Genomic DNA, 20,594 nt, shown 5'->3' with positions numbered 1-20,594 from the left:
GGACATCCGGGAGCGGGCCCTTCTCCGTGCGCGCGTACGCGCCTACTCGGCAGCCTTCTTCTTCTCCTCGGCGTCCTCGATCAGCGCCTCGGCCAGCTGCTGCATCGACATCCGGCGGTCCATCGACGTCTTCTGGATCCAGCGGAACGCGGCCGGCTCGGAGAGGCCGTAATCCGTCTGCAGGATGCTCTTCGCCCGGTCCACCAGCTTCCGGGTCTCCAGCCGCTGCGACAGGTCCGCGATCTCGCTCTCCAGCGCCTTCAGCTCCGCGAACCGGGACACGGCCATCTCGATGGCCGGGACCACGTCGCTCTTGCTGAACGGCTTCACGAGGTACGCCATCGCCCCCGCGTCCCGGGCCCGCTCGACCAGATCCCGCTGCGAGAACGCCGTCAGCATCAGGACCGGGGCGATGGACTCCTCGGTGATCTTCTCGGCGGCGGAGATCCCGTCGAGGACCGGCATCTTCACATCGAGGATCACCAGGTCCGGCCGGTGCTCCCGCGCCAGCTCGACGGCCTGCTGCCCGTCCCCGGCCTCACCGACGACCGAGTACCCTTCCTCCTCCAGCATCTCCTTGAGGTCGAGGCGGATGAGCGCCTCGTCCTCGGCGATGACGACGCGGGTCGTCAGCGGCGGGACGTGCGACTTGTCGTCGTCGGCGGCGTCTACGGGCTGGGGCGACTCGGGGGTGGTCACGGGGCTCCTTGGTCAAGACAGGGGTGCAGCTCCCAAGAGCCTACCTAGCTACGCTAAGCTGGATCATCGGCGGGTCGAAGTAAACCTTCGATTCATCGCGCCCCGGTAGTCCAATTGGTTAGAGACAATGGATTCAAAACCCATACAGTGTCGGTTCGAGTCCGACTCGGGGTACTTTCCTTGGATTCCAAGGTTGAGCAATGATTTAACGGCTTCACCTGATCCGGGTAGCGCCCGAGTGTCTCCGTGCCGACGTCAGCTCAGGCACCCTCAGCCGTACCGCCCGGCTCCGACGGCACCGACCTCACCGACTGCGACCAGCTCGGCATCTCCGTAGCCCGACGGGCGTCCGTGGCTCTCGTGGACGCTCACGTCGGGCCGAAGTACTGACGACCGTTACTTCGGGCTGTCGTCCTCGCCGATGTGGTGCACCCGCACCAGGTTCGTGGAGCCGGCGACCCCGGGCGGGGAACCGGCCGTGATGACCACGATGTCGCCCTTCTGGCAGCGGCCGATCCGCAGCAGCTCCTCGTCCACCTGCGCCACCATCGCGTCCGTCGAGTCCACGTGCGGCCCGAGGAACGTCTCGACGCCCCACGTCAGGTTCAGCTGCGCACGGGTGGCCCGGTCCGGGGTGAAGGCCAGCAGCGGGATCGGGGAGCGGTAACGGGAGAGGCGTTTGACCGTGTCGCCGCTCTGGGTGAAGGCCACCAGGGCCTTCGCGCCGAGGAAGTCGCCCATCTCGGCTGCCGCGCGGGCGACCGCGCCGCCCTGGGTGCGGGGCTTGTTGCGGTCGGTGAGGGGCGGGAGGCCCTTGGCGAGGATGTCCTCCTCGGCCGCCTCGACGATGCGGGCCATGGTGCGGACGGTCTCGACGGGGTACTTGCCGACGCTGGTCTCGCCGGACAGCATCACGGCGTCCGTGCCGTCGATGACGGCGTTGGCGACGTCGGAGGCCTCGGCGCGGGTGGGGCGGGAGTTGTCGATCATCGAGTCGAGCATCTGGGTGGCGACGATGACCGGCTTGGCGTTGCGCTTGGCGAGTTTGATGGCGCGCTTCTGGACGATCGGGACCTGTTCCAGGGGCATTTCGACGCCGAGGTCGCCGCGGGCGACCATGATGCCGTCGAAGGCGGCGACGATGTCGTCGATGTTGTCGACGGCCTGGGGCTTCTCGACCTTGGCGATGACGGGGAGGCGGCGCTCCTCCTCGTCCATGACGCGGTGGACGTCGTCGATGTCGCGTCCGGTGCGCACGAAGGAGAGGGCGATGACGTCGGCGCCGGTGCGCACGGCCCAGCGGAGGTCTTCGATGTCCTTCTCGGAGAGCGCGGGGACGGAGACGGCGACGCCGGGGAGGTTGAGTCCCTTGTGGTCGGAGACCATGCCGCCTTCGATGACGGTGGTGTGGACGCGGGGTCCGTCGACGCCGGTGACTTCGAGGGTGACGCGGCCGTCGTCGATGAGGATGCGTTCGCCGGTGGTGACGTCGGCGGCGAGTCCGTCGTAGGTGGTGCCGCAGGTGTGGCGGTCGCCTTCCATGGGTTCGACGGTGATGGTGAAGTCGTCGCCGCGTTCAAGGAGTACGGGGCCTTCGGCGAAGCGGCCGAGGCGGATCTTCGGGCCTTGAAGGTCGGCGAGGATTCCTACGCTGCGGCCGGTTTCCTCGGAGGCTTTGCGCACGTGGTGGTAGCGCTCTTCGTGTTCGGCGTAGGTGCCGTGGCTGAGGTTGAGGCGGGCGATGTCCATTCCCGCTTCGACGAGTGCCTTGATCTGCTCGTACGAGTCGGTGGCGGGTCCCAGGGTACAAACGATTTTCGCTCGGCGCATGGTTCGAGCCTAGACCTTACCTGTGGGTAGGTATTTGTCTCCGCATGACTGCTCAACGGCCTTTTGGTTAAGGGTTATTGCTAACTGTTGAATTGTGCGGCGGCGCGCTCCGATGAGCGTGCGCCGGGTGGCCGGCGGGCGTGGTGGCGGCCCGGCCGGTGGCTGCCGGTCACCAGATCGAAACCTGCGCGGGGTGTTGCGGGTGGGGTCGCCTGGGCCAGAATCTACGCGCGTTGTTCGCACGAACGAGGAGTCAAGGATGCCGTTGAACCGTAGGACGTTTCTGGGCCGTTCGGCCGTGGCCGGCGCCGGTGTGGCGCTGGCCGGCGGGGTCGGGGCGGGGCCGGCGGTGGCCTCGGAGTCGAAGGGCCACGGTCACGGGCGTCCGCCGAAGCGGTACTCGTTCACGGTGATGGGGACGACGGATCTGCACGGGAACGTCTTCAACTGGGACTACTTCACGGACAAGGAGTTCGACGACAAGGCGCACAACGACGTCGGTCTGGCGAAGATCTCGACGCTGGTGAACCAGATCCGTGAGGACCGCGGGCGCCGTAACACGCTGTTGATCGACGCGGGTGACACGATCCAGGGCACCCAGTTGTCGTACTACTACGCGAAGATCGATCCGATCACGGCGAAGCGCGGTCCGGTGCATCCGATGGCGCAGGCGATGAACAAGATCGGCTATGACGCGGCGGCGCTCGGGAATCACGAGTTCAACTACGGCATTCCGGTGCTGCGGAAATTCGAGGAGCAGTGTGACTTCCCGCTGCTGGGTGCGAATGCGCTGGACGCGAAGACGTTGCGGCCCGCTTTCGCGCCGTATGTGATCAAGCGGATGCGTACGCCGCACGGCCGTGATGTGCGGGTGGCGGTGCTGGGGCTGACGAATCCGGGTATCGCGATCTGGGACAAGGCGAATGTGGGCGGGAAGATGGTGTTCCCGGGTCTCGAGGAGCAGGCGGCGAAGTGGGTGCCGAAGCTTCGTTCGATGGGTGCGGACGTGGTGATCGTCTCGGCGCACTCGGGTTCGTCGGGTACGTCGTCGTACGGTGACCAGCTGCCGTACGTCGAGAACGCGGCGGGTCTGGTGGCGGAGCAGGTGCCGGGGATCGACGCGATCCTGGTGGGTCACGCGCACTCGGAGATTCCCGAGTACTTCGTGACGAACAAGGAGACGGGGAAGCAGGTCGTTCTCTCGGAGCCGTTGAAGTGGGGTCAGCGGCTGACGCTGTTCGACTTCGATCTGGTGTGGGAGAAGGGCCGCTGGGTGGTCGAGAAGGTCGGCGCCTCGGTGCTGAACTCGAACACGGTGGAGGAGGATCCGCGGATCACCTCGCTGCTGGGCGCCGAGCACCGGGAGGTGGTGGCGTACGTGAACCAGGTGATCGGTACGTCGGTGGCGGCCATGTCGACGGCGGACGCGCCGTGGAAGGACGAGCCGGTCATCGATCTGATCAATCTGGTGCAGGCCGAGACGGTGAAGGCGGCGCTGGCGGGTGGGGAGTACGCGGCGTTGCCGGTGCTGTCGCAGGCGGCGTGCTTCTCGCGTACGGCGGCGATTCCCGCGGGTGAGGTGACGATCAAGGACGCGGCGGGGCTGTATCCGTTCGAGAACACCCTGGAGGCCCGGCTTCTGACGGGGGCCCAGCTGAAGGACTATCTGGAGTTCTCGGCGAAGTACTACGTGCAGACGGCTGCGGGGGCGCCGGTGGACACGTCGAAGCTGACGAATGCGGAGAACATTCCGGATTACAACTACGACGTGGTGTCGGGGGTGACGTACGACATCGATATCGCGAAGCCGGCCGGCTCGCGGATCGTGGGGTTGTCGTTCGAGGGTGCGCCGGTGGATCCGGCGGCGCGGTTCGTGTTCGCGGTGAACAACTACCGGGCGAGTGGGGGCGGCAACTTCCCGCATGTGCCGGGCGCGAAGCAGTTGTGGGCGAATTCGGACGAGATCCGGAACACGATCATCGGGTGGGTCCAGGCCAAGGGTTCGGTGGATCCGGCCGAGTTCGCTTCGGTGGACTGGCGTCTGACGCGGGACGGTGTGCCGGTGTTCTGACCGGTTTCCGGCCTGCCGGCCGGTGTGGGGCGGCCGTTCTCCTTCGGGAGGGCGGCCGCCTTCGTGTGGTGCTCAGTGGTCCTGTGCGAGGGGGACGGGTGTGGGGCTCTGGCCGGGGATGGCGGGGGTGGTGCGGGGGGTGAGGCCGAAGGTGGTGAAGGCGGTGCGGCGTGGAAGGGGGTAGGGCGTGGTGCCGGTGAGGTTGTTGAGGATGGTGGCGCTGCGCCAGGCGGCGAGGCCGAGGTCCGGGGCGCCGACTCCGTGCGTGTGGCGTTCGGCGTTCTGCACGTAGATGTTGCCGGTGAGGGCGGGGTCGAGGTCGAGGCGGAAGTCGGTGTGGATGCGGGGGCGCCCCTGGGTGTCGCGGCGGATGTGGGGGGCGATGCCGGTCAGCAGGGTGTCGAGGGGGCGTTCGCGGTAGCCGGTGGCGAGGACGACGGCGTCGGTGGTGAGGCGGCTTCGGGTGGCCTGCTGGGTGTGTTCGAGGTGGAGTTCGATGCGGTTGCCGTGGCCGGAGAGGCGGCCTGCGGTGCGGACGCTGACTCCTGGGGTGAGGGTGGCGTCGGGCCAGCCGCCGTGGAGGGTGCGCCGGTAGAGCTCGTCGTGAATGGCGGAGATGGTGTCGGTGTCGATGCCTTTGTGGAGTTGCCACTGCTGGGGCACGAGGGTGTCGCGTACGTGCTCGGGGAGTGCGTGGAAGTAGTGGGTGTAGTCGGGGGTGAAGTGTTCGAGGCCGAGTTTCGAGTACTCCATGGGGGCGAAGGCCTGGGTGCGGGCGAGCCAGTGGATCTTCTCGATGCCGAGGGGGCGGGCGCGGAGGAGGTCGAGGAAGATCTCGGCGCCCGACTGTCCGGAGCCGATGACGGTGATGTGGCCGGCTCCGAGGAGTTCTTCGCGGTGGTGGAGGTAGTCGGCGGAGTGGATGACGGGGATGGCGGGTGCTTCGGCGAGGGGGCGCAGGGGTTCGGGGATGAAGGGGGCGGTGCCGACGCCGAGGGCGATGTGGCGGGTGTGGGTGTGTCCCTGTGACCGGGTTTCGCCGTCGGGGCCGAGCCGGGTCCAGTCGACCTCGTAGTGGGAGTGGGCCGCGTTCCAGTGGACGGCGTCGACCTGGTGGTCGAAGTGGATGGTGGGGAGTTGTTCGCTGACCCAGCGGCAGTAGGCGTCGTATTCGGCTCGGTGGATGTGGAACTGCTCGGCGAAGTAGAAGGGGTAGAGGCGTTCGCGGGTGCGGAGGTAGTTGAGGAAGGTCCAGGGGCTGGTGGGGTCGGCGAGGGTGGTGAGGTCGGCGAGGAAGGGGACCTGGAGGGTGGCGCCGTCGATGAGGAGGCCGGGGTGCCAGTGGAAGGCGGGGCGTTGTTCGTAGAAAGCTGTGGTGAGGGGGCTGGTGCCGGGGGTGGTGGGGATGCCGTGGGCGAGTGCGGCGAGGGAGAGGTTGAAGGGGCCGAGGCCGATGCCGACGAGGTCGTGGGGCCGGTCGCCTTCGGGGGTGGTCCGGTCGGTCATCGGGGGGTGCTGCCTTCCTTGGTGGCGCCGGTGTGGGCGTGGGTGACGAGGGTGAGGAGGCTTCGGAGGTCGTCGGGGGTGGTGTGGGGGTTGAGGAGGGTGGCTTTGAGCCAAAGGCCCTGGTCGGTGTGGGCGCGGCCGAGGACGGCGTGGCCGCGGTCGAGGAGGGTGCGGCGGATGGTGGCGACGGTGGTGTCGTCGGTGTGGGTGGGCCGGAAGAGGACGGTGCTGATGGTGGGGCGGTCGTAGAGCTCGAGGGCGGGGTCGGCGTCGATGAGGTCGGCGAGGTGGTGGGCGGTGGTGAGGGTGCGGTCGACGAGCTCGGCGAGGCCGTCGCGGCCGAGTGCCTGGAGGGTGACGGCGATCTTGAGGGCGTCGGGGCGTCGGGTGGTGCGGAGGGAGCGGCCGAGGAGGTCGGGGAGTCCGGCGTCGGTGTCGTCGTCGGCGTTGAGGTAGGGGGCGTGGTGATGGAGTACGTCGAGGTGGTGGTGGTGGGGGACGGCGAGGATGCCGGCGGATGCGGGTTGCCAGCCGAGTTTGTGGAGGTCGAGGGTGACGCTGTGGGCGCGGTGGAGGCTGCGTAGGGCGTGGCGGTGGGTGGGGCTGAAGAGGAGGGGGCCGCCGTACGCGGCGTCGATGTGGAGTTCGGCGCCGTGGGTGGTGGTGAGGTCGGCGATGTCGGTGAGGGGGTCGATCCGGCCGGTGTCGGTGGTGCCCGCGGTGGCGGTGACGAGGAGGGGGCCGTCGTTGCGGAGGAGGGCGTCGCGGAGTGCGGGGAGGTCCATGACGCCGGCGGGGGCGGGGATGACGACGGGCCGGGGCAGGCCGAGGAGCCAGGCGGCGCGGGTGATGCTGTGGTGGGCGTTGGCGGCGCAGATGGTCTGGACGGGGCCGTGGCGTTCGCGGGCGAGGAGGAGGGCGAGTTGGTTGGCTTCGGTGCCGCCGGTGGTGACGAGGGCGTCGGGTTGCGGGGCGTGGGGGTAGATCTCGGTGGCGAGGGCGGTGGTGAGGGCGGTTTCGAGGGCTGAGGCGGCGGGGGCCTGGTCCCAGGAGTCCATGGAGGGGTTGAGGGCGGAGGCGGCGAGGTCGGCTGCTGCGGCGAGGGCGAGGGGCGGGGTGTGGAGGTGGGCGGCGCAGTGGGGGTGCGCGGGGTCGGCGGCGCCTTCGGCGAGTGCGGTGACGAGGGTGCGCAGGGCGTGGTGGGCGCCGGTGCCGTGGTCGGGGATGAGGAGGCCGGTGGTGCGGAGGAGGTGCTGGGTGACGGTGTCGGGTCCGCCGGCGGGGAGGGGGCCGTTGCGGCGGGTGGCGCCGTCGTGGAGTGCGGTGAGGACGGTGTCGATGAGGGGACGCAGGTGGGCGGGGCCTGCTGTGCCTCCGGCCAGGGGCGGGGTGGGCATGGGTGGTGTGGTCCTTCGGGTGCGTGGGGGCGGTCTTGCCAGCTTTTCCGGTTTGCGGAGGAGGCGGGCCGAAGAGCCCAACGATCTGAACCCGAAAGGGGTACTGCGGCCCGGTATGGCGGCGGTGGGAGCCGTGGGGCTGGTATCGGCGTTCGCTGTTCGCATGACTGTGCCCGGCCCCTTTCGGTGAGGGGCCGGGCACGGTCGTGGGCGGGGTGAGGGCTCCCCGCGCGGTGGGGGCGGGAGTTCGCGGGGAGCGGGCCGGTGGGTGTCGTGGCCCGCGAGGGGGCTCCGCTCAGTGGGCGTCGCGTACGGCGAGTGCGCGGCGGAGGTCGTCGAGCTGGTCGGTGAGTTTGCGGCGCAGGGCGGGGGTGAGCGCGGGGTCGGTGAGGGCTTGTTCGCCGAGGCGGATGCTGTCGGGGTCGACGGCGTGGGCGGGGAAGGCGTGGCGTCCCGCCGCTTCGGCGATGGCGGGCCCCCGGCGTGCGGCGAGCGCGATGGCGTCGGGGTAGTAGCGGGCGACGTACGGGTGGAGGAGTTCGCTCTGTCCGGGGTGCCAGAAGCCCTGTGCGGTGGCGGTGAAGAGGTAGTTGGACAGGGTGTCGTCGGTGAACATCGCCTGCCAGGCCGCGGCTTTGGCTTCGGCGGTGGGGAGGGCGGCGCGGCAGCGGGCGGCGCCTTCCTGCCCGGTGGCGCTGGGGTCCTTGTCGAGTTCGTGGGCGATGGCGGTCTCGTCGGTGGCGCCGAGGACGGCGAGCCGGGTGAGGATGCGCCAGCGGAGTTCGGCGTCGAGTTCGGGTCCGCCGGGGACGGTGCCTTCGCGGAGCCAGTCCTGGATGGCGTCGGGCTGGGTGGCGGCGTCGATGAAGTGGCGTACGGCGATGAGGCGGAGGCCGGGGCCGGGGGTGGTGGTGCCCGGTGCCTGTTCCCAGTCCTTGGCGGTGAGTCCTTCGGTGCGGCGCAGGAGGTCGCGGCAGAGGGAGGTGAGGGTGGCGAGGGCGGTGGGCCGGTCCTGGGGCGGGAGGTAGCGGTCCGCGATCTGGGTGGCGGCGAAGCCGAGGACGCCCTGTACGAGGGCGAGGTCGGTCTCGTAGGGGAGGTGGGTGCGGGCGGCGGTGAGGTGGACGGTGGGGTGGAGTTCGCCGTCGCGGACCATGTCGCGGGCGGTGTTCCAGACGAGGGCGCGGGTGAGGGGGTCGGGGATGCCGGAGAGGTGGGTGAGGGCGGTGTCCCAGGAGTCGGGGTCGAGGCGGATCTTGGCGTAGGTGAGGTCGTGGTCGTTGAGGACGACGAGGTCGGGGCGGTGGCCGGGCTGGGTGGTGGGGGTGCCGTCCTGGGGGATGTCGATGTCGAAGCGGTCGCGGAGGGTGAGCTGGTCGGTGCCGGTGTGGGTGTCGAGGCTGTGGTCGTAGGTGCCGACGGTGATGCGGTGGGGGCGCTCGCCCGCGCGGTCGACGGTGAGGTTCCAGCTGTGGCCGCTGCTCTCGACGTGTGCGGTGAGGGTGTCGACGCCGGTGGTGCGGAGCCAGGCGTCGGCCCAGGTGTGGACGTCGCGGTCGGTGGCGGTGGCGAGGTTGTCGATGAAGTCGGCGAGCGTGGCGTTGGCGAACTTGTGGCGGGAGAAGTGGGTGTTGATCCCGGCGAGGAAGTCCTTCTCGCCAAGCCAGGCGACGAGTTGGCGGAGTGCGGAGGCGCCCTTGGCGTAGGAGATGCCGTCGAAGTTGAGGAGGGCGGAGGCCGTGTCGGGCACCGCGTCGGGGTCGGGGGCGACGGGGTGGGTGCTGGGCCGCTGGTCGGCGTCGTAGCCCCAGCCCTTGCGGGAGACACCGAATTCGACCCAGGTGTCGGGGTATGGGGTCTGCCCTGCTCGAACGGAGTTGAGAGCTTGGGGAAGGGTGGCCTCGGTGAGGGTCTGGTAGCCCATGTACTCGGCGAAGGACTCGTTGAGCCAGATGTCGTCCCACCAGGTCAGGGTGACGAGGTCGCCGAACCACATGTGGGCCATTTCGTGGGCGACGACCATGGCGCGCGTCTGGCGTTCGGTGTCGGTGACGGCGGAGCGGTAGATGAACTCGTCGCGGAAGGTGACGAGTCCGGGGTTCTCCATGGCGCCGGCGTTGAACTCGGGGACGAAGGCCTGGTCGTAGGAGTCGAAGGGGTAGGGCTCGTCGAACTTCTCGTGGTAGCGGTCGTAGCAGGCGCGGGTGATGTCGAGGATCTCGTCGGCGTCGGCGTCCAGGTGGGGGGCGAGGGAGCGGCGGCAGTGGATGCCGAAGGGCAGCCCGGCGTGCTGGGTGGTGACGGAGTGCCAGGGGCCTGCGGCGACGGCGACGAGGTAGGTGGAGATGGGCGGGGTGGGGGCGATGTGCCAGCGGCCGTCGGTGGCCTGGGTGCTCACGCCGTTGCCGAGGACGGTCCAGCCGGTCGGCGTGGTGACGGTGAGGTCGAACACGGACTTGAGGTCGGGCTGGTCGAAGGCGGCGAAGACGCGCTGGACGTCTTCCATGAAGAGCTGGGTGTAGACGTAGGTCTCGCCGTCGGCGGGGTCGGTGAAGCGGTGCATGCCTTCGCCGGTGCGGGAGTAGCGCATGGTGGCGTCGACGGTGAGCTCGTGGGGGCCGGCGGTGAGGCGGTCCAGGGGGTAGCGGTTCCCGTCGAGGCGTTCGGGGTCCAGCGGCTGTCCGTCGAGGCTGAGGGAGCGCAGGGTTTCCGGCTTGATCTCGACGAAGGTGTCTCCGGCCGTACGGGCGGTGAACCGGATGGCGGTCGTGGAGTCGAAGGTCGCCTCGCCCGTGGTGAGGTCGAGGTCGACCGTGTACCGGTGTACGTCGAGGAGCTGGGCGCGGGTCTGCGCTTCGTTGCGCGTCAGTACGGACATGGCGCCCATGCTGCCGTACGGGTCCGGGGCTGTGCAGTGGGGTTCTCGCAGGGCTGACGGCCGGGCCGCGGGGCGTTCCCGCGGGTGGGGGCCGGCCCGGGGCGGCGGGGCGCGGGCCGGAGCCGGCCGGGGCGGGGTCAGGCGTCGGGGCCGGTGGTTTCCTCGGCGATGCGCTCGTGGTGGCGGATGACCTCGGCGACGATGAAGTTCAGCAGCTTCTCGGCGAAGGCGGGGTCCAGCCGGGCGCTCTCGGCGAGCTGCCGCAGCCGGGCGATCTGGCGGGCCTCGCGGGCGGGGTCGGCGGGCGGCAGGTGGTGGGCGGCCTTGAGGTGGCCCACCTGCTGGGTGGCCTTGAAGCGCTCGGCGAGCATGTGGACGACTGCGGCGTCGATGTTGTCGATGCTTTCGCGCAGCCGGTTCAGCTCGGCGGTGGCGTACTCGTCGATGTCGCTCGTGGTCATGGTCAGCGAGCTTAGACGTACGGGTCGCGGGGTGGGCGACGGCGGGGCGAGATCGGCCGGGACCGGGCGGGGCCGCCGGCCGGGGCCGGGTCGGTGGCCGGGTGGACGGGCCGGGGCGCCGCCGGTGCAGATGGGCCCGGGGGCGCCCGTCAGGCCGGGCGCCCCCGGGGGTCTTACGGGGTGGGGCGGGTCAGAGGGTCGAGGCGGCCGAGGCTATGGCGGAGGCGAACGTCGACACCTGGGTGTAGACGCCGGGGTAGCCGGGGCGCGCGCAGCCCTCGCCCCAGCTGACGATGCCGACCTGGATCCAGGCTCCGGCGTTGTCCTTGCGGAACATGGGGCCGCCGGAGTCACCCTGGCAGGTGTCGACGCCGCCGGTGCTGACGTATCCCGCGCAGATCTCCTGGCTGGGGACGAGGTCGCTGCCGTAGGCCTGCTGGCAGGTGGCGTCGGAGACGAAGGGCACGTTGGCCTTGAGGAGGTAGCGCTGCTGGCCGCCGCCCTCGGTGGCGGCGCCCCAGCCGGCGATGGTGAAGGTGCCGCTGTCGTAGGCGGTGGTGGTGGCGATCTTCAGGGTGGGCTGGTTGATGGGCTGGGCGAGCTTGATGAGTGCCCAGTCCTTGCCGACGCCGTTGTAGCCGGGGGCCTGGAGGACCTTGGTGGAGCGGACCTTGACGGCGGAGGACGACTGGAGGTCGACGGCTCCGGCGGTGGCGGTGATGGAGGTGTTGTTGCCGGATCCGCTGACGCAGTGGGCGGCGGTGAGCACGATGGTCTGGCTGTAGAGGGCGCCGCCGCAGCCCATGGAGAGCCGGACCATGAAGGGGAATTCGCCCTGGGCGGCGCGGGTGCCGCCGACGACGGGTGCGGGGGCCGCGGAGGCGTTCGCGGGCTGGAGGCTGAGGGTGGCGAGTGCCACGGCGGCGATGACGGAGCATCTCTTGACTGCGCGCAGAAGCTGCTTCACGAGGGTGGCCTGCTTTCGTGTGGGGGGTCGGGACGGGGGTGGCGATGCAGGCGTGCGGGGTTGCTCGTCCTGGTCAGGGGCGCACATCGACCACTTCTCGACATGTCCCCGACAAGGAGGATCCGATTATCGGGAAGCGGTCACCGCTGTCACAAGGCAGGAATTCCGGCCAAGATCACTGCCCCGCCCGTCGGCCGGCCCGGCCCTCACCGGCCTAGAGTGAAGGGTCCGTTGAGCGCCGTCGATGGGGGTCCGGTCGTGAGCGACGTCAGGAGCGGCGACGGCGGTGCGGTCGTCCACGGGTTCCCGCACCTCGACGCGGTCAGGTCCGCGATCACCGCGCTCTACCGGCGCGTCTCCCCCGACGGCGTGCGCGCCTACGCCGCGAGCCTCGCCCCGGCCGACGCCGCCTTCTCCGACGCGGACGACCTGTACCTCGGGTCCCAGAGGGTGGCCGCGGCCCTGGTCCGGCACCTGCGCCTGCCGCAGGCGCGTGTCGTCGTCGGCTTCCGGCGGATGGAGCACGCCGCGAGTGTCGAACTCACCGCGGGGCCGGAGTACTTCGTCGAGCTGAACGACCGGTTCCGCACGCACCGCAGGGACATCGGGGCCGCGCTCGCGCACGAGATCACCCATGTGCTGCTGCACCGGCTGGGGCTGGAACTGCCCGGCACCCGTGAGAACGAGATCCTCACGGACACGGTGACGGCCTATCTCGGCGCGGGCTGGCTCCTGCTGGACGCCTTCCGCCAGGACGCGGTCTCCAGCCAGAAGCTCGGCTATCTGACGCCCGAGGAGTTCGGGTACGTACTCGCCAAGCGCGCGCTGGTCTTCGACGAGGACCCGTCCGTCTGGTTCACCAGCCCCCAGGCGTACACCGCTTACACCAAGGGCCGGGCCGAGGCCCTGCGCGACCTGCGACGGCCGCCGCTGACGGCTGCGGGGTGGGCGGGCGGGCGGCGTTACGCGAAGGACCGCCGTCACGCCGCCGCCCACCCGGGCTCGGCCCCGGACCCGTCCGTCGGGTACGCCTTCGAGGGCGGGGCGGACGGGCTCCGTGTCTCCTTCCCCTGTCCCACCTGCCACCAGCGCGTCCGTGTGCCGGTCCGGGGCCGGACGCGGGCCCGGTGCGGACTGTGCCGCACCGTCCTGGAGTGCGACACCTGACAAGCCGGTACGCACCGGGCCCGCCGTAGGGTCGGTGTATGACGAACGGTCCGGTGGGAGGCGCGACGAACCTCTTCGAGGCGCTGTACGACGACGAGAACGCCGTCGTACGGGCGCTCCGCGCGGGCGCGTCCGCCGAGTCGCGCGACGAGGAGGGGACGACCGCGCTCTATCTGGCCTGTGTGCAGGACCTGCCCGGCGCGGTCCGTCTGCTGCTGGCCGCGGGCGCGGACCCCGACCGGGCGAGCGGCCCGGAGGCGGGCGATCTGCCGCTGTGCGGGGCCGCGTGCGGGGGCCACACGGAGGTCGTCGGGGCGCTGCTTTCGGCCGGGGCGGATCCGGACCTGCGGGAGGAGTTCGGTTTCACCGCGCTGCGCTGGGCGGCGGGCCTCGGACACGCACGGGTCGCGGAGGTCCTGCTGGACCACGGCGCCGACCCCGACCTTCCGGGCCCGCAAGGTGAGCTCCCGCTGGTGGTGGCGGCGCGGCGGGGATCGGTCCACACCGTGCGGGCCCTGCTCCGGCACGGTGCCGGGGGCCTGTCCCCCGCCCTGGAGGAGGCCAGGCGCATGCTCGCCTCGGATGTCGAGCGGGAACTCCGGGACGCGCTGCGGCGCATGTACGGGGACGCGGGGACGGCGAGCGAGGTGCGCCGGGAGCGGGTGGACGGCGGGGTGACCGTCACGGTCGAACTGCTGCGGGACGGGGTGCCGTTCGCGGGTCAGGACCTGCAGACGGGGCACGGGGCGATCGCGACGCTCCTGGAGCGGGAGCTGGGTGTGCGGACCCCGTTCGAGGAACTGGCCGTCCGGGCGCTGCGGGACGGGGACCCCGGGCTGGACAACTGGCTGGAGGCGGTCGGAGCGTTGTGGCTGCGCGGCGACGAGGAGACGTTCCAGGCGGCGGCCGCGTGGACCGCGGCCGGGGAGGCGCTGAGGCAGGCGTTCGGGGCGGACGTGCTGGCGCGGCTCGGATTCCACACCGGCGGCAGGCCGTTCGCCGGGCGGGCGGTTCCGTTGCTGCGGGAGCTGGCACGCTCCGCCGACCCGGTGCCGGCCGGGGCGGCGGAGCGTGCGCTCGCCGGGTACGACGCCCCGCCCGGAGAGTGAGGGCACGCGCGGGGGTTGTTGCGGCGGGCCGGTGGCCCGGGGAGGTACGACGGACGTGGTGACCGGCGGGACCGGTCACCACGTCACGCGGTCACGCGGCCCGGCGTCCGCGGCCGGGGGCGTTGCCGCGCCCCGTGCCGCCCGCCCGGCCGGCGCCGGCACCGCGGCCGGAACCGCCCGCGCCACCGGCTCCACCGCGAGGTGCTCCACCGTTGCCGCGCGCTCCGCCGTTGCCGCCGGAGGCGCCACGCGAGCCGCCGCCCGCACCGCCGCGGGCCGCGCCGCCGGTGCCCTGCGCGCCGCCGGTGCCCTGCGCGCCGCCGGTGCCCTGCGCGGCACCGGTGCCCGCTCCCGCGCCGGCGGTGCCGCTGCGGCCCCGGCCACGTCCACGGCTGCCCGAGCGGAACGACCCGCCCGCGGCCGAGCCCGACCCCTGGCTCCCGCCGCGCGTACGCGGCTTGGGCTGCGTCGGCTCCGGCACCTCGATGACGACCGCGACGCCGGACGGCTCACGGGCGCCCGTGATGCGGCTGAGTTCCTCGTCGCTGGACTTGATCCGGGTGGTGAGCGGCGCGATGCCCGCGTCCTGCATCAGCCGGGTCATGTCGCGCTTCTCGTCGGGCAGCACGAGCGTGACGACACTGCCGGACTCCCCGGCGCGCGCGGTGCGGCCACCGCGGTGGAGGTAGTCCTTGTGGTCGGTGGGCGGGTCCACGTTGACGACCAGGTCCAGATCGTCGACGTGGATGCCCCGCGCCGCCACGTTCGTCGCGACGAGCGCGGTGACCTGGCCGTTCTTGAACTGGTCCAGCGTCCGGTTGCGCTGCGGCTGGGAACGTCCGCCGTGCAGGGCCGCGGCGCGCACACCGCTGGCGAGGAGCCGCTTCGCGAAGCGGTCGGCGCCGCGCTTGGTGTCCACGAACATGATCACGCGACCGTCGCGGGCCGCGATGCGGGTGGCCACGGCCTTCTTGTCCGTCTCGTCCGCCACGTGCAGCACGTGGTGCTCCATGGTGGTGACGGCGCCGGCCGACGGGTCGACCGAGTGCACGACCGGGTCGGTGAGGAACATCTTGACCAGCCGGTCGATGTTCTTGTCGAGGGTCGCCGAGAACAGCATCCGCTGCCCGTCCGGCTCGACCTGCTTGAGGAGTGCGACGACCTGCGGCATGAAGCCCATGTCGGCCATCTGGTCGGCCTCGTCCAGGACGGTGATGGACACCGCGTCCAGTCGGCAGTCACCGCGCTCGATGAGGTCCTTGAGGCGGCCGGGCGTGGCGACCAGGACTTCGGCACCGCGGCGCAGCGCACCGGACTGCCGGCTGATGGACATGCCGCCGACGACGGTGGCGACGCGCAGGTTCACGGCGGTCGCGTACGGGGTCAGCGCGTCGGTGACCTGCTGGGCGAGTTCCCGGGTGGGTACGAGGACGAGCGCCAGCGGGGCGTGCGGCTCGGAGCGGCGTCCCGCGGTGCGGGCGAGCAGCGCGAGACCGAAGGCCAGGGTCTTGCCCGAGCCGGTGCGGCCGCGGCCGAGGATGTCACGGCCGGCCAGCGAGTTCGGGAGGGTGGCGCCCTGGATGGGGAAGGGCTCGGTCACGCCCTGCGCGGCGAGGGTCTTCAGCAGCGCGGCGGGCATGTCGAGGGCGTCGAACGACTCGACGGCGGGGAGCGCGGGGGTGACGGTCTGCGGCAGGGCGAACTCGCCGCCCTGGGACGGTGCGGGCCTGCGGCGTGCCGGGGCACGGCCCGCGCCCCGGGTGTTCGTCTGCGGCCGGTCCGTACCGCGCCCCTTTATCGGGCGGTTGCGGGTCGGTCGGTCCTGGCGTTCGGAGCGGGTCATACGGAATTGCCCTCCTGGGGGATTCCTGGGATCACTGCCGACTGCTGCGGACTGCTCGGGTCTGTGCGCCCCAGGATGCATGCACAGAGCAGGTGTCCCGGTGGCGGAGCCTGAACCGGGGGTGACGACACGTCGGAAACAGCACAAACCGGGGCCCGCACCTTCACGGTGCGGGCCCCGGCTGCGAGGTACGCGTCCGGCAATTAGGCCGGGACGATGTTCTCCGCCTGCGGGCCCTTCTGGCCCTGCGTGACGTCGAAGGAGACCTTCTGGCCCTCCTGGAGCTCACGGAAGCCCGAGGTGGCGATGTTGGAGTAGTGGGCGAAGACGTCGGCGCCGCCGCCGTCCTGCTCGATGAAGCCGAAGCCCTTTTCCGAGTTGAACCACTTCACGGTTCCAGTAGCCATGTCATTCTCCTAAAAGAGGTGCAGTGCCGGAAATCCGCACTTTACGAATTCCAAGTCGCCGCATTGAGCCCCATCCGGAGAAAGCCGGAAAACAATAAAGCGCCTGAGGAGGGTTCCCGTCAGGCGCACATAAAGTTCATGGGTACCAAAACTGCAACTCGGCAACCGTAGCACGTTCTGTCGGCGGGCGGCAGATCACTCCGTCTCGGCGCGTCGGGTGATCCGCCCGCCGGCCGGGCGGCACGGGCCGCCCGTCGGGGGGGACTCCGCGGCACGCCCCGCCCCGCTCCCCCAAGGGATGCGTTCTGCGCCCAGCGGCGTGACGTCTCCCCCGGCGGCACCTGGGGCGGCCGCTTCGCCCTGAGCGCGGATTCACCCGGATGCCGTACCGCGGGCCCGGGCCCGGGAAGTCCCGGGCGTCCGGACCCGTGGCAGGGGGTTGGGCCGGACGGGTGGCGTGGGCGTAGGGGGTGTCAGACGCGGGGGGTGAGGCCGTCGAGCAGGAGCGTGAGGTACCCGCGGGCGAGCTCCCCGTGGTCCTGGCCGGGGCCGGCGCCGGGGTCGTGCCAGGAGGCCGTGCCCCAGATCGCGTCGCGGAGGAGACGGCAGGCGAGCCGGGTGTCCAGGTCCCTCCGGAACGACCCGTCGGCGGCCCCCCGCTCCAGGGTGCGGCTCAGGGCCTCCTCGAGCACGGGACGTACCCCGGCGAGGCGGGGGAAGCCGGGCCGGCCGGCGAGGTGCGCGCCCTCGGTCCGGTAGATGGCGGCGGCGGCACGGTTCCGTCCGATGTGGCGGAAGGAGGCGGTGACGAGCGCCTCCAGGGTGTCCCGGGGGCCGAGCCCGGCGTCGAGGACGGCGCCGCAGGTGGCCCGGAGCCCGGTCAGGAAGGTGGAGAGGATCTCGTCGGCCATCGACTCCTTCGAGTCGAAGTGGTGGTAGAGGCTGCCGGCGAGCATGCCGGCCTCGTCCGCGATCCCGCGCACGGTGGTGGCGTCGTAGCCCTGTGCGGCGAAGACCTGCGCGGCGACGGCCAGCAGTTCGGTACGGCGCTCCGGCCGGGACGCCGCCGTGGGCTTCTTCTTGGTAGGCACTCCCCCATTGTCCGCCCGGCCGCACGGCCCCCCGCACCGCGTGGCCGCAGGTCAGAGCGTCACGCCTCGCGTACGGGACTGTCGTCGGCGGCCCTGCGCAGGGTGCGCAGGGAGTGGCCGGGGCGCCAGACCCGGATGACGAGGTCGTCGCCGTCGAGCCCGGTACGGACCACTTCCGCGGGGTCGGCGCGGAACAGGAGGAAGGGCTCCGGAGGTGTCACCTCCGCGATGAAGCGGGCCAGCACGGCGGGGTCGGTGACCTCCACGGCCCGTCCGGACACCCGGACGTCCCCGTCGGCCATCTCCGCGTCGGGCCCCGGGTTGGCCTGGACGGCGAAGCGCGGATCGCGCCGCAGGTCCAGCGCCTTGCGTGAGTTCGGCATCATGCCGAACCACAGTGCGCCCATGCGGAACTCCACCTCCAGGCCGGTGACCCGGGGCGATCCGTCCGCGCGCAGGGTCGCCAGGACGTGGTGCCGGTACTGCTGGAACCGTGTGCGCACGGTGTCCTCGAAGGCCGGTTCCGCCGCGCGGAAGTCCTGCCATGTGCTCGGTGTCGCGCTCGATGTCATGGGCCCCATGGAACCGCTGAAACAGGACATCCTGTGTCTCGTTTCCGGGGAGACCGGGCACGTCACCCGACCGGGCGCCGGCACCGCGCGTCCCGGGTGGTCCCCGGGCGGGGTCCGGCCGCCCCGGTGACCGCGGGGGCTCCGGGCGTACCGCGCCCCGGTACCCAGGTGCCCCGCCGTTCCCGGGCGTTCGCTATCTTGAGCGCCGCCGCCTCTTGCGGCGCTCCTCCCCGTCGACGAATGAAGGAGCCGGCCATGGAGGCCGCCGCCACCACGTGCTATCGCCATCCGTCGCAGGAGGCGTATGTGCGCTGCACCCGCTGCGACCGCTACATCTGCCCCGACTGCATGCGCGAGGCGTCGGTCGGGCACCACTGCGTGGAGTGCGTGAAGGAGGGGCAGCGTTCGGTCCGTCAGGCGCGTTCGCTGTTCGGGGGCGCTGCGGCGGGCGCCGCCGCACCGGTCGTGACCTATGTCCTGATGGCGCTGAACATCGTCGCGTACGTCGTCGAGGTGGTCAGGTCCGAGACGGTCGACCGGTTCGGGATGCTCGGGGCGGTCCTCGTCGACGGGTCGGGCGGGCAGTACTACTACAAGGGCGAGACCTATCCCGGCCTGGAGCTGACCGGGGTGGCCGACGGTGAGTGGTACCGGTTGCTGACGGGCGCCTTCCTGCACCTGCCGCCCGACGCGTCGTTCGGTGTGATGCACCTGGTCTTCAACATGTTCGCGCTGTGGAACCTCGGCCGGATGGTGGAGGACCAGCTCGGCCGGGCCCGGTACCTGGCGCTGTACCTGCTGTCCGCGGTGGGCGGTTCGGTCCTGGTGTACCTGGTCTCGCCGGAGACGACGGCGGTGGGCGCCTCGGGGGCGATCTTCGGCCTGGCGGCGTCGTTCTACGTCATCAACCGGCGCCTGGGCCGGGACATGCGGCCGGTCAACCGCTTCATGGCGGGTTTCCTGCTCTGGATGGTCGTCTCCGCCGCGTTCACCTCGTGGGAGGGGCACCTCGGCGGGCTGCTGACCGGCGGGCTGGTGACCTACGGGCTCGCGTACGCGCCGGCCAGGCTGCGCACGTCCGCGACGCAGCTGGCGGGCGGGGTGGTTCTGATCGTGCTGCTGGCGGCGGTGGTCGTCCTGCGAACGGCCGCTCTGACCGGGACGGTCTGACGGCCGGACCCGCGGGTCCGGTCATCGGCCCGAGTCCACCTTCTGGGACCATCGTCCCATGGTGAGAGATGTGTCAGGAGCGGGGTCCGCGCGCCCCGGGAGCTCGGGGAGCGGCGGCCCGGGCGACGGCCGGCGGCGCGGGTTCGTCCGGCGGCTGCACCCGCTCGACTGGCTCGCCGGGGCCCTGCTGGTCCTCGGGCTGCTCGCCGTGGCGACCGGGCTGCTGCCCTCGGAGACGGCCGCGGACGAGATGCGGCGCGTGGGGCCCCTGGTGGTGTTCCTGGGCACGGTGATCGTGATGGCCGAACTGACGGGCCGGGCGCAGGTCTTCGACGTCGTGTCGGCGTGGGTGGCCCGGGCGGGGCGGGGACGCTATCCGCTGCTCTTCGGCCTGTGCGTGCTGTTCGCCTCGCTCACCACGATCACGCTGAACCTGGACACCACGGCGGTGCTGCTGACCCCGGTCATGCTGGCTCTGGCCGCACGGGTGGGCATCGCGGCGGTGCCGCTCGCGATGACGACGGTGTGGCTGGCCAACACGGCGAGTCTGCTGCTGCCGGTGTCGAACCTGACGAACCTCCTGGCGGCGGACCGGGTGGCGCTCTCGCCGTCGGGGCTCGCCGCGGTGATGTGGCTGCCCCAGCTGGCGTCGATCGCCGTGACGTCGCTCTGCCTGTGGGTCTTCTACTGGCGTCGTGGCCGGCGCGGCGCGGACCGGTACACCCCGCCGGGTCCTCCGGTGGCCGGGGACCCCGTCCTGCTGCGGATCTGTTCGGTGGCCTGCGCGGGGTTCCTGCTGGCGATCCTGGTGGCGGACGTCCCGCTGTGGTCGGCGTCGCTGACCGCGATGGTGGTCGTCGTGGCGGCGTTCGCCGTTCGGCGCAGGCAGGAGCTGAGCCTGTCCCTGGTGCCGTGGCGGCTGCTGGTGCTGGTCCCGGGGATGTTCCTGGTGGTGGCGACGGTCGGCGCGCACGGCCTGCACGCGCTGCTGGAGTCCGCGCTCGGGTCGGACAACGGCTTCCTGGGGATGCTGCGGTCGGCGGCGGTGGGCGCCGGGCTCTCGAACGTCCTGAACAACCTGCCCGCCTATCTGGCGGGTGAGGCGGCGATCCCGGTGGGGAACCACGCGCAGTTGCTGGCCCTGCTCGTGGGGGTGAACGTGGGGCCGCTCGTGACCCCGTGGGCGTCGCTGGCGACGCTGCTGTGGTTCGAGCGGTGCCGCTGGCACGGGACCCGGATCGGTATGGGCCGCTTCCTCGGCACCGGCCTGGTGCTGTCGGTGGCGGGCACCCTGGCCGCCGTGTCCGCGCTGGCGCTGGTCACCTGAACGGTGTCCGGGCCCGTCGGAGGTGCCCGGACACGCCGCGGCGCCCGCCATGTCCGGTCGGGGACGGGGCGGGCGCCGCGTTCAGTTCCGTACGCCGTT

General features: G+C 71.4%; 16 protein-coding genes, 1 tRNA gene and 1 pseudogene. 7 read left to right on the top strand and 11 right to left on the bottom strand.

From position 1 onward, the window contains the following. Nucleotides 1-42 precede the first annotated feature (42 nt). A complete protein-coding gene (locus IA22_RS0104875) occupies nt 43-699 on the bottom strand; it encodes an ANTAR domain-containing response regulator (RefSeq protein WP_014156831.1) in 657 nt (218 codons plus the stop codon). A 99-nt stretch (nt 700-798) separates the two neighbouring features. Between IA22_RS0104875 and IA22_RS0104870 the strand changes: the two genes are divergently transcribed. Further along, nucleotides 799-873, top strand: a tRNA-Leu gene (locus IA22_RS0104870). 120 nt (nt 874-993) lie between these two features. Then, nucleotides 994-1,089 (top strand): annotated as a pseudogene (locus tag IA22_RS38195) (helix-turn-helix domain-containing protein); the annotation flags it as partial. Between the two features lie 6 nt (nt 1,090-1,095). Here IA22_RS38195 and pyk read toward each other — a convergent pair. Next, nucleotides 1,096-2,529, bottom strand: a complete 1,434-nt coding sequence (gene pyk, locus IA22_RS0104865; protein ID WP_030122825.1) for a pyruvate kinase — start codon at nt 2,527-2,529, stop codon at nt 1,096-1,098. Nucleotides 2,530-2,788: 259 nt separating this feature from the next. Here pyk and IA22_RS0104860 point away from each other — a divergent pair, with 259 nt between their 5' ends. Next, on the top strand, nt 2,789-4,600 hold the full coding sequence (locus IA22_RS0104860; RefSeq protein WP_014156828.1) for a bifunctional metallophosphatase/5'-nucleotidase: 1,812 nt from the start codon (nt 2,789-2,791) through the stop codon (nt 4,598-4,600). 72 nt (nt 4,601-4,672) lie between these two features. On the opposite strand, the gene IA22_RS0104855 is transcribed toward IA22_RS0104860, so the two are convergent. The 5 genes from IA22_RS0104855 to IA22_RS0104835 all read right to left on the bottom strand — a co-directional run bounded on the left by IA22_RS0104855 (nt 4,673) and on the right by IA22_RS0104835 (nt 11,809). Beyond that, on the bottom strand, nt 4,673-6,106 hold the full coding sequence (locus tag IA22_RS0104855; RefSeq protein WP_014156827.1) for a lysine N(6)-hydroxylase/L-ornithine N(5)-oxygenase family protein: 1,434 nt from the start codon (nt 6,104-6,106) through the stop codon (nt 4,673-4,675). Further along, a complete protein-coding gene (locus tag IA22_RS0104850) occupies nt 6,103-7,503 on the bottom strand; it encodes a pyridoxal phosphate-dependent decarboxylase family protein (protein ID WP_030122824.1) in 1,401 nt (466 codons plus the stop codon). The genes IA22_RS0104855 and IA22_RS0104850 overlap by 4 nt, the downstream gene beginning before the upstream one ends. 295 nt (nt 7,504-7,798) lie before the next feature. Continuing rightward, complete coding sequence (gene pepN / locus IA22_RS0104845; protein ID WP_030122823.1) at nt 7,799-10,381, bottom strand: aminopeptidase N; 2,583 nt, start codon at nt 10,379-10,381, stop codon at nt 7,799-7,801. 137 nt (nt 10,382-10,518) lie between these two features. Next, nucleotides 10,519-10,842, bottom strand: a complete 324-nt coding sequence (locus IA22_RS0104840; protein ID WP_014156824.1) for a chorismate mutase — start codon at nt 10,840-10,842, stop codon at nt 10,519-10,521. A gap of 190 nt (nt 10,843-11,032) precedes the next feature. Next, nucleotides 11,033-11,809, bottom strand: a complete 777-nt coding sequence (locus IA22_RS0104835) for a S1 family peptidase (RefSeq protein ID WP_014156823.1) — start codon at nt 11,807-11,809, stop codon at nt 11,033-11,035. Between the two features lie 258 nt (nt 11,810-12,067). Here IA22_RS0104835 and IA22_RS0104830 point away from each other — a divergent pair, with 258 nt between their 5' ends. Then, the gene (locus IA22_RS0104830; protein WP_014156822.1) at nt 12,068-12,976 is read left to right on the top strand and encodes a hypothetical protein; all 909 of its coding nucleotides are present in this window, start codon (nt 12,068-12,070) and stop codon (nt 12,974-12,976) included. A 38-nt stretch (nt 12,977-13,014) separates the two neighbouring features. Further along, a complete protein-coding gene (locus IA22_RS0104825) occupies nt 13,015-14,085 on the top strand; it encodes an ankyrin repeat domain-containing protein (RefSeq protein ID WP_030122822.1) in 1,071 nt (356 codons plus the stop codon). A gap of 91 nt (nt 14,086-14,176) precedes the next feature. Here the strand turns inward: IA22_RS0104825 and IA22_RS0104820 are convergent, their stop codons facing one another. The 4 genes from IA22_RS0104820 to IA22_RS0104805 all read right to left on the bottom strand — a co-directional run bounded on the left by IA22_RS0104820 (nt 14,177) and on the right by IA22_RS0104805 (nt 18,007). Next, complete coding sequence (locus IA22_RS0104820) at nt 14,177-15,928, bottom strand: DEAD/DEAH box helicase (RefSeq protein WP_030122821.1); 1,752 nt, start codon at nt 15,926-15,928, stop codon at nt 14,177-14,179. A 203-nt stretch (nt 15,929-16,131) separates the two neighbouring features. Then, complete coding sequence (locus IA22_RS0104815) at nt 16,132-16,335, bottom strand: cold-shock protein (RefSeq protein ID WP_003969786.1); 204 nt, start codon at nt 16,333-16,335, stop codon at nt 16,132-16,134. Between the two features lie 473 nt (nt 16,336-16,808). Beyond that, on the bottom strand, nt 16,809-17,426 hold the full coding sequence (locus IA22_RS0104810; RefSeq protein ID WP_015576777.1) for a TetR/AcrR family transcriptional regulator: 618 nt from the start codon (nt 17,424-17,426) through the stop codon (nt 16,809-16,811). A 59-nt stretch (nt 17,427-17,485) separates the two neighbouring features. Beyond that, complete coding sequence (locus tag IA22_RS0104805; protein WP_038271685.1) at nt 17,486-18,007, bottom strand: pyridoxamine 5'-phosphate oxidase family protein; 522 nt, start codon at nt 18,005-18,007, stop codon at nt 17,486-17,488. Nucleotides 18,008-18,253: 246 nt separating this feature from the next. Between IA22_RS0104805 and IA22_RS0104800 the strand changes: the two genes are divergently transcribed. Together IA22_RS0104800 and IA22_RS0104795 are read left to right on the top strand one after the other, a co-directional pair. Beyond that, on the top strand, nt 18,254-19,168 hold the full coding sequence (locus IA22_RS0104800; protein ID WP_030122819.1) for a rhomboid family intramembrane serine protease: 915 nt from the start codon (nt 18,254-18,256) through the stop codon (nt 19,166-19,168). A 58-nt stretch (nt 19,169-19,226) separates the two neighbouring features. Next, the gene (locus IA22_RS0104795) at nt 19,227-20,495 is read left to right on the top strand and encodes an SLC13 family permease (RefSeq protein ID WP_014156816.1); all 1,269 of its coding nucleotides are present in this window, start codon (nt 19,227-19,229) and stop codon (nt 20,493-20,495) included. Nucleotides 20,496-20,594 lie beyond the last annotated feature (99 nt).

Origin of the sequence: Kitasatospora papulosa (genome assembly GCF_000717245.1) — a bacterium.
GTDB classification, from domain to species: domain Bacteria; phylum Actinomycetota; class Actinomycetes; order Streptomycetales; family Streptomycetaceae; genus Streptomyces; species Streptomyces papulosus.
The sequence above is the reverse complement of the archived record's forward strand: the minus strand, read 5'-3'. Positions and strand labels throughout refer to the sequence as shown.

What these genes read in the sequence shown, in the direction of transcription:
- pyk (WP_030122825.1), bottom strand. Translation starts at nt 2,529, where the DNA reads ATGCGCCGAGCGAAAATCGTTTGTACCCTGGGACCCGCCACCGACTCG.
- IA22_RS0104860 (WP_014156828.1), top strand. Translation starts at nt 2,789, where the DNA reads ATGCCGTTGAACCGTAGGACGTTTCTGGGCCGTTCGGCCGTGGCCGGC.
- IA22_RS0104855 (WP_014156827.1), bottom strand. Translation starts at nt 6,106, where the DNA reads ATGACCGACCGGACCACCCCCGAAGGCGACCGGCCCCACGACCTCGTC.
- IA22_RS0104850 (WP_030122824.1), bottom strand. Translation starts at nt 7,503, where the DNA reads ATGCCCACCCCGCCCCTGGCCGGAGGCACAGCAGGCCCCGCCCACCTG.
- pepN (WP_030122823.1), bottom strand. Translation starts at nt 10,381, where the DNA reads ATGTCCGTACTGACGCGCAACGAAGCGCAGACCCGCGCCCAGCTCCTC.
- IA22_RS0104840 (WP_014156824.1), bottom strand. Translation starts at nt 10,842, where the DNA reads ATGACCACGAGCGACATCGACGAGTACGCCACCGCCGAGCTGAACCGG.
- IA22_RS0104825 (WP_030122822.1), top strand. Translation starts at nt 13,015, where the DNA reads ATGACGAACGGTCCGGTGGGAGGCGCGACGAACCTCTTCGAGGCGCTG.
- IA22_RS0104820 (WP_030122821.1), bottom strand. Translation starts at nt 15,928, where the DNA reads ATGACCCGCTCCGAACGCCAGGACCGACCGACCCGCAACCGCCCGATA.
- IA22_RS0104815 (WP_003969786.1), bottom strand. Translation starts at nt 16,335, where the DNA reads ATGGCTACTGGAACCGTGAAGTGGTTCAACTCGGAAAAGGGCTTCGGC.
- IA22_RS0104805 (WP_038271685.1), bottom strand. Translation starts at nt 18,007, where the DNA reads ATGGGGCCCATGACATCGAGCGCGACACCGAGCACATGGCAGGACTTC.
- IA22_RS0104800 (WP_030122819.1), top strand. Translation starts at nt 18,254, where the DNA reads ATGGAGGCCGCCGCCACCACGTGCTATCGCCATCCGTCGCAGGAGGCG.
- IA22_RS0104795 (WP_014156816.1), top strand. Translation starts at nt 19,227, where the DNA reads ATGGTGAGAGATGTGTCAGGAGCGGGGTCCGCGCGCCCCGGGAGCTCG.